General features: G+C 27.2%; 12 protein-coding genes and 1 pseudogene. 5 read left to right on the top strand and 8 right to left on the bottom strand.

Annotated elements, in window-relative coordinates; all coding sequences use genetic code 11:
• Positions 1–8: 8 nt before the first annotated feature.
• The 4 genes and pseudogenes from KMP69_RS08070 to KMP69_RS01340 all read left to right on the top strand — a co-directional run.
• A pseudogene (locus tag KMP69_RS08070) lies at positions 9–728 on the top strand (transcription initiation factor IIB); the annotation flags it as partial.
• Between the two features lie 57 nt (positions 729–785).
• Complete coding sequence (locus KMP69_RS01350) at positions 786–2357, top strand: type II/IV secretion system ATPase subunit (protein ID WP_214400182.1); 1572 nt, start codon at positions 786–788, stop codon at positions 2355–2357.
• Positions 2358–2389: 32 nt separating this feature from the next.
• Positions 2390–3421 carry a type II secretion system F family protein gene (locus KMP69_RS01345; RefSeq protein WP_214400181.1) on the top strand — a complete coding sequence of 344 codons (1032 nt, stop codon included), beginning with the start codon at positions 2390–2392 and terminating at the stop codon, positions 3419–3421.
• A gap of 25 nt (positions 3422–3446) precedes the next feature.
• Entirely contained in the window at positions 3447–4346 is a 900-nt protein-coding gene (locus tag KMP69_RS01340; protein WP_214400180.1) for a type II secretion system F family protein, read from the top strand.
• A 4-nt stretch (positions 4347–4350) separates the two neighbouring features.
• Here the strand turns inward: KMP69_RS01340 and KMP69_RS01335 are convergent, their stop codons facing one another.
• From KMP69_RS01335 to KMP69_RS01315, 5 genes are all read right to left on the bottom strand, one after another.
• Positions 4351–4860: a TIGR00295 family protein gene (locus KMP69_RS01335; RefSeq protein ID WP_214400179.1), complete on the bottom strand. Its 510-nt coding sequence runs from the start codon at positions 4858–4860 to the stop codon at positions 4351–4353.
• A 26-nt stretch (positions 4861–4886) separates the two neighbouring features.
• Positions 4887–5450 (bottom strand): transcription factor E, encoded by a 564-nt coding sequence (tfe, locus tag KMP69_RS01330; RefSeq protein ID WP_214400178.1) that lies wholly within the window; start codon positions 5448–5450, stop codon positions 4887–4889.
• Positions 5416–6513: an ATP-grasp domain-containing protein gene (locus KMP69_RS01325; RefSeq protein ID WP_250543609.1), complete on the bottom strand. Its 1098-nt coding sequence runs from the start codon at positions 6511–6513 to the stop codon at positions 5416–5418. Before KMP69_RS01325 ends, tfe begins: the two co-directional genes overlap by 35 nt.
• Positions 6514–6598: 85 nt before the next feature.
• On the bottom strand, positions 6599–7537 hold the full coding sequence (gene mptA, locus KMP69_RS01320) for a GTP cyclohydrolase MptA (protein WP_214400715.1): 939 nt from the start codon (positions 7535–7537) through the stop codon (positions 6599–6601).
• Complete coding sequence (locus tag KMP69_RS01315) at positions 7521–8753, bottom strand: ArsR family transcriptional regulator (RefSeq protein ID WP_214400176.1); 1233 nt, start codon at positions 8751–8753, stop codon at positions 7521–7523. The genes mptA and KMP69_RS01315 overlap by 17 nt, the downstream gene beginning before the upstream one ends.
• Before the next feature lie 643 nt (positions 8754–9396).
• Here KMP69_RS01315 and KMP69_RS01310 point away from each other — a divergent pair.
• A complete protein-coding gene (locus KMP69_RS01310; protein ID WP_214400175.1) occupies positions 9397–9927 on the top strand; it encodes a MarR family transcriptional regulator in 531 nt (176 codons plus the stop codon).
• Between the two features lie 521 nt (positions 9928–10448).
• Here KMP69_RS01310 and KMP69_RS01305 read toward each other — a convergent pair.
• Genes KMP69_RS01305 through KMP69_RS01295 form a run of 3 tightly spaced genes read right to left on the bottom strand, consistent with a single transcriptional unit; the run spans position 10449 to position 12957 of the window.
• Positions 10449–11510 (bottom strand): transcriptional regulator, encoded by a 1062-nt coding sequence (locus KMP69_RS01305; RefSeq protein ID WP_214400174.1) that lies wholly within the window; start codon positions 11508–11510, stop codon positions 10449–10451.
• Positions 11507–12190, bottom strand: a complete 684-nt coding sequence (gene cobI, locus KMP69_RS01300) for a precorrin-2 C(20)-methyltransferase (RefSeq protein ID WP_214400173.1) — start codon at positions 12188–12190, stop codon at positions 11507–11509. The genes KMP69_RS01305 and cobI overlap by 4 nt, the downstream gene beginning before the upstream one ends.
• A gap of 20 nt (positions 12191–12210) precedes the next feature.
• Entirely contained in the window at positions 12211–12957 is a 747-nt protein-coding gene (locus KMP69_RS01295; protein WP_214400172.1) for a coenzyme F420-0:L-glutamate ligase, read from the bottom strand.
• Positions 12958–13060 lie beyond the last annotated feature (103 nt).

Here is a 13060-nt window from a genome sequence, read left to right as displayed (position 1 = left end):
TACACAACACAATACATGACAAAGGTTTATCAACAGTTATTGATTGGAGAAATAAAGATAGTTATGGAAAGGACTTATCTGCAAATAAAAGAGCTCAGCTCTATAGATTAAGAAAATGGCAGAGAAGAATTAGAGTCAGTGATGCCTCCGAAAGAAACTTGGCATTTGCTTTATCAGAATTAGATAGAATTACATCAAAACTTGGACTGCCAAGACACGTCAGAGAGAATGCAGCTATAATTTACAGAGGAGCTGTTGAGAAAGGACTAATAAGAGGTAGAAGTATAGAAGGAGTAGTTGCAGCTGCAATTTACGCAGCTTGTAGAAGATGTAGAGTACCAAGAACATTAGATGAGATCGCTGAAGCTTCAAGAGTAGATAGAAAAGAAATTGGTAGAACATATAGATTTTTAGCAAGAGAATTAGGTATAAAATTAACTCCAACAAATCCTATCGATTATGTTCCAAGATTTGCCTCTGAACTTGGTTTGCCCGGAGAAGTTGAATCCAAGGCAATACAGATATTGCAAAAAGCTGCTGAAAAAGGATTAACAAGTGGTAGAGGTCCTACAGGAGTTGCTGCTGCGGCAATATATATAGCAAGTGTTCTTCTTGGTTGTAGAAGAACTCAAAGAGAAGTTGCTGAAGTTGCAGGAGTAACAGAAGTAACAATAAGAAACAGATATAAAGAATTAACTGAACACTTAGATATTGATGTGACATTGTAATTCCAATTTTCTTAATAGTAGTATTTAACATCCTATCTATTATTTTAGGTGAAGATTATGGGACTATTGGATAAAATCCAGAAAAAAAATGTTGAAAATATTAAAAAACCACTATCAAAAGATATAAATTTAAAAAAACATTTAAAAGAAAAAAAATTAAAAAGTGATGAATATAGTAAGGGAGAGGTTTTAGATTATTATACAGTAACTGTAGATGAAATAACTGTAGATATTTTAATAAAAAAAGAAAAAGGGTATATATATTATATAATCCCTGAAATTGAGAAAATAAATGCTGCCCTGTCTTCACTTACAAAAGATTATATAAATCTAATAAAAATACAGATTGGTGATTTGGGTTTAACAACATATAACCAAATAAGAAACTATATTTCAGATTTTTCCATGAAATATAACTTACACATTCCTCATATAAATTCTTTAGCAAAATATTTTTATTTAATATCCGGTAGATTAGGTTTATTAGAAATACCAATAAATGATGATAGATTAGAAGAAATTATGGTTAACGGATATAATCTTCCTGTTTATGTATTCCATAGAAAACATCAAATGTGTGAAACAAATATTATATTAGATACAAACGAAGTAAATAGAATTATTGAAAGTATCGCAAATTTAGTTAATAGACCTATAGATTCAAGATATCCAATGCTTGATGCATTTTTACCAGATGGGAGTAGAGTCAACGCTACAACACATGATATTACAATGAATGGAGCTACTTTAACAATAAGAAAATTTTTAAAAGATCCACTAACTGTTATAGACTTAATAAACTTTGGAACTTTAGATTTAGATACTGCCGCTTTTTTATGGCAGGCAGTTGAAGGTTACTTTGGAGCTAAACCAGCTAATACATTAATTGTCGGAGGTACTGGTTCAGGGAAGACAACATTACTAAATGTTTTATCCTTATTTTCAATGTATAACGAGAGAATTATCACTATAGAAGATACTCCTGAATTGCAAATTCCCCACAAACATGTTATAAAAATGGTTACAAGACCTGCAAGGCCTGGAATGCAAGAATATGAAATAACTATGGATGATTTAATTAAAAATGCTTTAAGAATGAGACCTGATAGAATATATGTTGGAGAAGTTAGGGGATCTGAAGCACACTCACTTTTAGTAGCAATGAACACAGGACATGATGGATGTTCTGGAACATTACATGCAAATAGTGCTGAGGAAGCAATTTTAAGATTAACAAGCCCTCCAATGAATGTTCCCGAAATTATGCTCACAGCATTAAATTTTATCATCCACCAGCAGAGAATTAGAAGAGCTGGAAAAACTGTTAGAAGGATCTTAGAAATTGTTGAAATTGTTAAAGGAGGGGGAGAAAATCATCAAATAGCTAAAACTAAACTTTATGAATATAATGGTTTAAAGGATTCCTTAGAAAGAGTAGGGATATGTATGTGGGAAGAAGAAGTTTGTGAAATTGCTGGAATATCAAGAGAAGAATTATTGAGAGATAGAGAGAATCGAAAGAAAGTTTTAGAGTACTTATATATTAATAATATTAGACAATTAGAAGAAGTTGCAGAATATATTATGAAATATCAAATAGATCCTGAAAATTTATTAAAATCATTATAAAAATAGTAAAATATTAGTAATTGGGGATTTAGATGTCAAATTTAAAAGAAAATTTCAAAAAACTCAGAATAAAAATTAATATTCTACTCTATAGATGGGGGCTTAAACCACTAGATGCTTCTATTATTAATGAATTGAAAAAACAAAGCCATGATTTGGGTGTAGAAATCCCTATATTTCATGAGGTGTATGTTGAACCTGAGGAATTATTTCTATCTGATAAATATAAAGAATATGAATTTTTATTTTATGAAGAAGAATTTATTAAAAAACCAGCTGAATATTTATCAAATATTTTAAAAAATTTAAGATTTTTTTCAAAGAATTTATTAAGATATATAGGATATGATAATGAGATTGATTATTTTAAAAAGGTTATTGTGTATATGATTGCAGTGTTTATAGGATTATTCTTATTGGGAATTTTGGATGGAAATATTTTTGGAGGATTAATCAGTGGAATTATCGGGTCATTAATTGTATTTATAGTTTCAATATTTTATCCAAAACTTAGGTTAATATTATTTAAAGGAGAAATAAAAATCCAAGTATTATTCGCTCTAATTTATATGATATCTTTACTAAGGTCTGGAGCTTCTCTTCCAGAAGTTCTTGAAGTTATCTCAAAAAGTAATGAATATGGAATAGTGTCTTTTGAAGTAAGAAGTATAATTAGAGATATCACAGTTTCTGGATATAGCTTAGTAGAAGCTTTAGAGAGAGCTAAATTAAGAACAGAAATACCCATATTAAAACAACTATATGACCAACTAATAATAGGATACAATAAAGGTAACTTAGATTTATTATTAGAAAAACTATATGAAGATATTGTTAGAACTTCCTTAGCTAAATTAGATACATCAAAATTTTTAATTCAAAATTTAGGAAACTTAGCATTTGGTGTGGGGTTAATTCTACCATTTAGTGGAATGATAATATCAGCTATGATGTCAAACCAAGGATTTAGTGGAATATTAAATACCATAGACCTCTTATTAACAAAAATTGGCCCAATGTTAACATTAATATTTGGAATATTTGTTAAATTAAAAATTGAATAAAAAAATGAATAGTAAAGTGATATTTATGAACAAATATATAGAATTTATATATTATAAAACTATTAAAAGGAATATTATAATTTTAAGGAAACTTGGGAGAAATATTGATGAAAAAATGTTTTTAATGTTTATATTATTTGTTCTATGTATTTCAGTTTTTATTGGAGTTTATTTCCATTTATCCTTAAAAGGAATAGCAATATTATCTTTTCTATATACTGGAACAGCTATTTCATTACCAACAATTTTATATGAAAATAAAATTGAGGCACTTGAAAATAACATTCCAAAAGCATTGTATGTTATGATATTAGCTCTTGAGTCTGGAAGATCTATAAACGAAGCACTTGATGAAGTCGTAAAAAGTAATATAAAAGAAGTTAGCACTGTTTTTAAAAGAGTTTTATATTTAATGGAAAAACAGAAAATAAGTTTTGAAGAAGCTATAACAGTCGTCTCCACATTATACGGTTCAGATGTTTTAAAAATGTTATCTAAAATTTTAATTGAGAATAGAAAATACGGGGGAGATTTAGCAGAACCTTTAAAAATTTTAGCAAAAACTCTTGAAGATTTAAAACTTTATAAAAGGCAGTTATTAAGTGTTACAGGTACTGGCTTAGCTTTAGGATTTATTATATTATGTGGTGTTGTTCCTGCTATATGTGGATTATTAGGTGCATATTTTATAGCCACATCAAAAATGTTAAGTGGAATGTCTCCCTTACCACCAGTCACTCCTGAAGACATCTCAAGAGGTTTAGAAATTATACAGATGGGAACTGTAATAATAGGAATGCTATTTGCAATACCAATATTTGGACTAAAAATTGAAAGAATGTTTTTAATATCCTCTATAACTATGACTTCTGGTATTTTAGTGTATTATGGAATTCTTAAAGTAGCTTCTGGATTATTCACTTAATAAATTATTTTAAATAACTATTTATTTCATCATTTAGTTTAATTATTCTAATAATTGATGGGTGATTTTTTCCAACTCTTTTTTCAAATTTTTTTATAACATCGTCAATTTCTACTCTCTTGGTTCCAAATATTAAGTTATCTGCGTGAGCTACAATTTTTTCTTCTAAGGTTATTGGCAAATAATTTTTAGGTGGTAGTCCAAGTTTTATAGCCTCTTCTTTAGTAATTCCAGCCCCTATATGTCTCTCAGCTATTAATGCTATTCTTTCATCAAATCCATATATTCTTAAAATATTAGCCCCAACAACTCCATGCTCTATTCCATGAGTTTTACTCCTTCCAATGTCATGTAATAAACCCCCTAATCTAACCAGTTCAACATCAACACTATATCCATTGTTTTTTATAGCTAAAGATAACTCATAGGCATATTCAGAAACAGCTAAACAATGCCCTACAACATTCTTAGGACATAGATTTTTTAAAATAGACAATGCTTTTTCAAAATTCATAATCTCCCGTAGTTTTATTTTTTTTATTATAAATTTTTTAAATAAGGATTATTTTTTAATTCATCCTTTAAAAATTTTATTTGCTCCTCTAAATCTTTAATTATTTCTCTATTATCAAATTGTTGTAGCATATTTCCACAACTTGGGCATTCAAAGTTGTAATCCATAGACTCATCAAATGTAAATCTAATATTGCACTTTGGACAATAAAAAAATATGTTGTTTTTTTCAAACTCCAATTTTTTTTCAAGGTCATTTATTAACTCAGTTATTTTTTTTCTAACAACATAAGGAAGTTTTTCAAGTGTGGGTAGCCAAGTATATGAATACCAATTAGTATCCTCATCCTTCCATCTTTTGTAATCAACTAATCTTGCATCATACAATTTATAAAGTAACTTCCTAACTACATTAAGTTTTACTCCTAATTCTTTTGCTATTTCCTCCTCTGTAGTTTCATTCTTTTCTAATAAAATATAGATAATATCAAATCCTCTCTCATCTCCTTCAAATATGTTAAATAGAACTTCCTGTATTAATGGATCATTTAGCATTTCATATATTTTTTTTATCTTCTTCTCTTTTTTCATACTCTACACACTCCTTATAAACTCTGTTTATTATTGATTTAATATTTTCTTTTGCAATTACTGTAACTATTGGTTCCCCTTTTTCGATAATTGCATTTTTTTTGGGAATATCATAAACAAAGTCTCTTTTTGATATATTAGTAATAATTTTTTCTTTAGCAAACAGTATTCTCTTTATATATCTCTCTTTTAATCTAATTTCACTAAGATATTTATTGTCTAATAAAACTCTTGCTAAATTTTTTGATGAACTCATCTCTATACTCTCATAAGTTCCTAAAATTCGAGGATTTATATCAACGATATATGGCTCATTATCTCTAATTAAAAAATCGATGCCATTCATACCTTTTAATTCAAAAACTTCTATAATATCTTTAAATATATTAATATAATTATGGGATAATTTTAAATATGGAGTTAAATTTCCAGCATACATTCCATTAATAATAATTTGTTTGTTAAAGGTTATAAATTTATTGTCTATGAAGTTAGCACTAAAACTTTTTCCTTCAATAAATTCCTGAGCAATAACTGGAAATTTAATTTTATTAATTATTTCTTTTTTGAAATCATTTAAATTTAGTTTTAATAAATATCCACCACTCCCATAAATTGGTTTTAATATACAACAGTTAAATTCTTCTAAAAATTTATATAATTGATTTTTATTATTGATTTTTTTAGTTATTGGAATATTGTATCCTAATTTTTCTAATTTTTTGTATGTTTTGAACTTGTTAGATATCTCTTTTATCTTTTTTGGCTCGTTTCCCACAACCTTATCCCACTTTGATATTTTCGAATTTTCAGATTCAAAAACACCTGATGTTATAAAAACATAATCAACATTATCAATTAATTCATCAGCCTTTTCAATTAATTTATTCTCATCATAGTTTTCTCTTAATTTTCCATGATTGTAAGGATCTATAAAATAATATTTTACATCTGCATTTAAATCTTCTGGTGAGTAGTATGAGACAGAATATACAAAAAATCCTAATTTTTTTAAAGAATTAACCACTGATCTTGTGTTTATTCCAACAACTAAGGCTTTCAAATTATCACTCATAAATTCATAAATTGTTTTCCTTATTTCTTATCTTATTATGAAAATAAAAATTTAAATTAATAAAAATTTATCTTTACTCATTTTCTATTTCTCTTCTAAGTTCTCCAAGTGTAGATACTTTTTCAGCATAGGCATCATGCCTGTGGATACTTTCCATATTAATCTGTCTAATTAAGACTTTTGTTTCATCAGGTAGATGTTTAAACTTTTCCACAATTCTCTTAGCCATCTCCCTAACACAGTCTTCAACAAATTTAGGATTTTTATGACTCTGCTCTACTACATAAGCCTCATCAGCCCTCTTTAAAATCCCACAAATTTCTGCACTCATTGATTTTTTAATTATATCAATAATCTCCATAATTTCTATGTCGTAACCTGTAGGAACCTCCAATATAATTCTTCCAATTCCTCTCTGATTATGTGTAGCAAAAATAACAGAATCAACGATTTTTTCTATATCATCATCTGAAAAACCTTTCTCCTTCAATCTTTTAATAGATATCTCTTTTATTAAATTTTGCGCACATGGGCAGGCTGTGATTCCAACAACCTCTGCTCCAACAATTTTTGTTAATTCAATTTTATCTCCTTTTTTTATTCCTCTTGCTCCTCCCATAATTTTATGAATTTCTTGAGAATATTTCTCAGATATAGGACTTTTTTCTTTTGTCATAAAGTCACTAACCATAAAAACCTCTGCCTCTGTAGCATATTCATGTTTTTCAAATAATCTTTTAACAATCTCTTCACAAATAGTTTCCATCTCATAACTATCCATTTCTAAGGCTTCATCAATTATTCCCTCTATAACTTCTGGATTTCTTGACATATGTATTCCTTTCTGAGAACTTGGAAGATTAACAAAAACCTCAAAAGTTGATAATAAAATTATAGGTCTTTTATTTTTTCTTTTCAATCTAACGAGTTTTTTTAAGTTTGTAATTCCCACTCTCGTCAATGATATTTTAACATCTGGCTCAAAATTTTGAATGTCACATTTCCAATTCATCATTGTCTTCACCTATTAAAACATCCCTAAGTTCTTTAGATAGTCTATAATAAACATTGTTTCCATCCCGTTCTTTATAAATATATCCCATCTCATAAATGTCAGATAAGTGGGTTCCAATAGTGCTTGGAGATTTTTTTAGATACTCTGAAAGTTGAGTTACTGTTGCAGACCCACCAAGTTTTGCCATGGCCTTAACAATTTCAGACTGTGCTGGAGTTAAGTGATTTAAAATCTGATGTCCTACACTAATTCCAAGAGAATGTATTGCCTTTTTTACTACATCTTCATCAATTTTTGTTAAGCCATGTTTTATTGCTATAGAAATTGACTCAGAGCAAGTCATTATTATCTTTCTTGGAATTCCGTCACATTCTTCAACTATTCTATGTATAGCATCTTCAGTAAATGGGTCTAATTCATCAGCCCCTTCAACATGAGCATCTTCTAATCTCCTTATAATTAAATCATAAGATTCATCTTTAGACAATGGAGGCATGTTTATTATTTTTGGAATTCTATCTTTTATTGGGGGAGATATTTTTGTTAAATCATCCATCAATGTTGGAGATCCTGCCATAAATGTCAATATTCCCTCCTCATATAAAAATGAATGGAAAAATTGTAATAAAGATAAACAGCTCTTTTTTGCGAATTGATCTGCCTCGTCAATTAATATAATACACAATCTATCTGGACTTTTAACTTCGTTTATTAAATATTCTAAATCTCTTTCTATTCTTTCTCTTGGATAATGTATTGGAACCTTATCTCCGTAGTTGTTTAATTTTCTATACATATCTAAGATTCTATTAGAATGCTCCATATAATCAGTTTTTATAGTTCCACTCATCGTAATAATGTTTTCAGTTAAGATATTGTATAATAGTTGTATTAAAAACTGTCTTGGAGTTACTTGAGATGCAGTCATCTCTACTACCCAATGTCCCTGCTTTTTTGTTGCATAGTATATAATGTTAAGCATTGAACTCTTTCCTATACCCTTAGTTCCAACTATTGCCGCATTTGCCACACTTCCATGTAAGGCTGATCCTAAAATCTCTCCAATTTCTTTCAACTCACTAACTCTCCCTACAAAAAACTTAGTGTTTCCTCTTATGGGCTTTTCAGAAAATGGATTATATTTTAATTTTAACTTGTGCATAGTACTCGCTATTGAACTCGCAGACATTTGTATAAACTCTATTGGGTCCATATCCCTCTCACCAAAATAAATGTATGTTTTTCGAATTTTTGTTTTGACTATTTTATATATATTTCGAAAGTTAGAATCTTCCAAATTTTAATTAATTTTTATATATAAATTAACTATAAGCATAGATAATTTTAAATTACTTGTGAATCTAATAATAAAATATAAGAAATATTGTGAATCTAACTTTAAATTATGTAAAATCACAATCAAACATTCTCAGAATTAAACTTGAACAAAGATTCAAATTATATATATATTATTACTATGAAATAAAGATTTTTTGAATTTTTCTCATAGAAATAAAATAAAAACTTGAACTTTAAAAGATCGTGAATCTAAAAATTTTATATAAAATAACTATGAACCAAAAATTATATATAGTATTAACAATACTTAAAAATTTTGATAGAAAATAATATTAGAATAGTAGTTGAGATATATTCCAAAAAAGAGATATATATTTGAGATAAAAGAATTATATAACTTAAAAATTCTCCAAAGGTTAGTAATACTACATTGCGTAATACTGGGGAAAATTAAAGTCATGAATCAAAAACTTTATAAATGATTAGTTTAAAAATAATTGAGTAAATATGAAAATTTTGATTTAAATTTTATAAAATAATAAATAAAGGTGTTTTGAATGGAAAGACTTCCATACGAATTAGTATCAACTATATTCAGAAAGGCTATTCTACATTATGTGTTAATACGTGGCACAACTTATCCACAATCACTTTCAAAAAATTTAAATATATCGAAAGGTCTTGCCTGTTCTTTTTTAAGGCTATGCTCGGCGTTAAATGTAATGAAAAGGGAAAGGGCTGGACATAAAGTATTATATTCATTTACAACCAAAGGATTGGCTATATTAAAAAGATTAGCCCCAGAAGTATTCGATTTGAGTTTTTCGAATGTTTTCGAACATTTACATAAAAAGAAAATTGCCACTAAGTATTACCCACTAAGTAAGATAGGGTTTGAAGTCAAATGGAAGAAGGATAAACTTGGTGGATACATATTTTCCTTCTTTGATTCCAATGGAGAGCATTTAGGAGATGTTTTTAGAAGCAATAATGGGCAATGGTGGTGTGTTATCTGCCAGTGTGATAACTGCAAACATATTGAGTATCTGAAAAAACTTTATAAAATATTGGAAGATCAAAATAAATAAATTTCGAATTTTCGAGTTGCATGTATGTATAGGGTCATTGAATTTGAAAAAATTCTATAAGTTGAGAATAATCACAAGAATAAGATAGTAGTAATTATGTTTTATTTTGTAGAATAGATAGTAATAATCAGATTTTTCATTAGAATAAGCAGTTTATTATTGTTATTTTTTATAAATATTAGAAGTTTAATAATATTTTTATTAAATATTTATAAAGTATATTTTAATTAATATTATCTTTATTTATTTTTTGTTTTTAACATATATAGAGAAACATAATATAATTATGTAAAACATTAGTTTGTGATAATCTAACTAAAATTTAATTAGGTATACCATCTGGAAGTATATACATACATGCAATTCGAAAATTCGAAAATCTTATAAGAAATTTATATTTAAATTAATTTCTAAAAATATAAAATTTATGTCAAAAAAGAAAAACAAAAAAATGTCACAACTATGCACAATACATAAATAATAATAAAATATAACTATTTTGTATGATTGTAAAATTTTTGTTATATGTAACTCGAAAATTCGAAAATCCGTATATTCCAAGGTATGCTGTCTAATAAGTAAATGGAAAACCAAGATTTGTAATATTCTTTATATTTTTGGATTAAATCCAAAAGAGTGCTTCTATTTAGTTTTAATCTAAATCTTAATTTTCCTTTGTATTTTATTTTTGTTAAAATCCCTAATTTAACTAAATCATCCAAATATTTGTATAATGTAGATAGTTTGTAATTAACTTTATATATAATATCTTCAATTTTAAACCTTCTTAGTTCAACAATAACTTCAACCAATTTTCTATATTTCGAATTAACTATATATGGTAAAATTTTAAGCCAAGGTATTTTTAATTCTCTAAGTGTCTTTATATTTCTTTTTGAATGCTTTAATATAATATAAATCATATCTAAGTTTCCGTTAGTTATTTTTAATAAGTAGGATGCTACTTTTTTACTTATATAATATCCATGAACTTGTGCAAAATATTTTATTGTTGCCTCAGTATTTAAAATACCTTCTGGGAAAATCCTTTTAATTATTTTATGGCAATCAATTGGATACCTTAAAACAACACTTATATTGTTTTTTCTCAATACTTTAACAAAGTTTATAAAACTCTTTTTATAGTGCCACATTCTTATATCATGTATTTCTAAAACTAATATTGGATTTAAAGCTCTTAATAAAGAAATTACTTTTCCTATTACTTTTTCAAATTCCCATTTCCTTATATTTTTAAATAGATCACCTATTCCTCTATACCACGCTTTTTTTGCCCTATAATATTTATCAAATTTTATTTTTTCATCAATATATTCTAAAAGATTTTTTAGCCAATGAGCATTCTTATAATTCCTAAATAAGTAATATTTATCTTTAATTTGATAAATTAGTTTAGATATTGTTTTTTTTAAGTTAGGAGTGGCTAAAATTCTAATTATGGGTATATTTTTATCTACTATAAATTCTCCATTTTCATCTAAATTTAGCAAGTTGTATCTATCAGTTGGAATTAAGTACAATCCATTTAAAAACTCTTCAGGAACTGTTTTTACAATTTTCATTTTTTAACCTTTTTTATTATTGCTAAGGATAGATAATCATTGAATTCATCAAAATTTAATTCATCAAATTTTCCAATGGCAACTTTTTCGTCATCAAATGTAACTCTTTTTACTAAGCCTATTATATAATCATCTTTATTTTTTATTTTACTTAAGGCCTCTTTTAAATTTTTTGTTTTCATTACAATTATAGTGTCAAATTCATCAATATATTTTTCTAAGTCTTTTCCTTGTGGAAGAATACAAAGTTTTTCGTCTCCTTCGACTAATGGAATGTTTAAAGCAGAGGCAGAGGCAAATATTGAAGATATTCCGTTAATTATTTCTACATTAATTCCATTTTCTTTTAAAAGTTTCCATATATATGAGAATGTGCTATATAAAGTTGGATCTCCTATAGTAATTATCGCCACTTCACCGTCTTCATTTAAAATTTTTTTTAGTGCATCGTTCCAGTATTCTTTTAATTTTTCTTTATCTTTAATCATTGGAAATAATAGTTCCTCTACATCTTTATCTTTAATGTAGTCCTTTACAATTTCATAAGCGATAGATTTTTTTCCTTTTTTAGATATTGGGACAAATACTTTATTAACTTTTTTTAAAACTTCTAATGCCTTTAAGGTTAGTAATTTTTCATCACCAACACCTACTCCAACTCCATAAACTTTTTCTACCATTTAAGCTCACCAATGACATTCTATCTAAAAACATCTTCTTCTTTTGGTCTAATTAAATCTTTTCCTTTTCCATCACCTAATGGGACTTTAGCCCCTCTAATTATCACAACAGGAATTCCTTCATCAGCTTCTCCCATAACAACATTTGCCATACTTGCCAACTCATCGGCAATAGCAACTTCAGTAGTTTTTAACGCTCTTCCAAATAAATCTTTTTCTCCTTTTCTATCCCACAATGCAATAATTCCACTAACACCTATTGCTATACCAACTGAACCTTTTCTAAAAGGTCTTCCAACACTATCAGATATTATAACCCCAACTTTTTTTCCTGTTAATTTTTCAATGTCTTTTCTAATTTTTTCAGCACTTTCGTCAGGGTTTTTTGGTAGGGTTTTTATTCCATTTGATACATTGCTCTCATCAACTCCGCTATTTGCACAAACAAAACCATGCTTAGTTTCCGTAATAATAAAATTCTTTCCAACCTTAACGATCTCTTTGGCCTCATCTAATATAACTTGAACAACTTTTGGATCTTTACCAGTTTTTTTTGCTAATTCAATAGCTTCTTTTGATGGAATTATTTTGTCTTTATCTATTACGTTTCCTTCTAATTTTGAGATTAACGTTTCTGCAATTACAATAATATCCCCATCTTCAATTGGATATTGAGAGATTAATTCTGCTATATTCACATTTTCATTTCCTTTAAATATTGGTAGTTCTAAGCCAATAACCTCCACTTTTATCTTTTCTTTAATCATATAAACCACATCTACATTTTTTTATGGCATCAAAGGTCATTATTGTGTTTATTTCCTGCGAAAGTTCTATTATAGCTTTGTACAAAAGTATCTTAAATAAAAT

It is taken from the genome of Methanocaldococcus lauensis (assembly GCF_902827225.1).
GTDB lineage: Archaea > AGJL01 > Methanococci > Methanococcales > Methanocaldococcaceae > Methanocaldococcus > Methanocaldococcus lauensis.
Note: the sequence above shows the minus strand (reverse complement) of the source record. Positions and strands in the feature narration are given on the sequence as shown.

Coding starts and splice junctions, on each gene's coding strand:
- KMP69_RS01295 (WP_214400172.1), bottom strand. CDS start 12,957: ATGATTAAAGAAAAGATAAAAGTGGAGGTTATTGGCTTAGAACTACCA.
- KMP69_RS01335 (WP_214400179.1), bottom strand. CDS start 4,860: ATGAATTTTGAAAAAGCATTGTCTATTTTAAAAAATCTATGTCCTAAG.
- tfe (WP_214400178.1), bottom strand. CDS start 5,450: ATGAAAAAAGAGAAGAAGATAAAAAAAATATATGAAATGCTAAATGAT.
- mptA (WP_214400715.1), bottom strand. CDS start 7,537: ATGAATTGGAAATGTGACATTCAAAATTTTGAGCCAGATGTTAAAATA.
- KMP69_RS01350 (WP_214400182.1), top strand. CDS start 786: ATGGGACTATTGGATAAAATCCAGAAAAAAAATGTTGAAAATATTAAA.
- KMP69_RS01340 (WP_214400180.1), top strand. CDS start 3,447: ATGAACAAATATATAGAATTTATATATTATAAAACTATTAAAAGGAAT.
- KMP69_RS01315 (WP_214400176.1), bottom strand. CDS start 8,753: ATGGACCCAATAGAGTTTATACAAATGTCTGCGAGTTCAATAGCGAGT.
- KMP69_RS01345 (WP_214400181.1), top strand. CDS start 2,390: ATGTCAAATTTAAAAGAAAATTTCAAAAAACTCAGAATAAAAATTAAT.
- KMP69_RS01310 (WP_214400175.1), top strand. CDS start 9,397: ATGGAAAGACTTCCATACGAATTAGTATCAACTATATTCAGAAAGGCT.
- cobI (WP_214400173.1), bottom strand. CDS start 12,190: ATGGTAGAAAAAGTTTATGGAGTTGGAGTAGGTGTTGGTGATGAAAAA.
- KMP69_RS01305 (WP_214400174.1), bottom strand. CDS start 11,510: ATGAAAATTGTAAAAACAGTTCCTGAAGAGTTTTTAAATGGATTGTAC.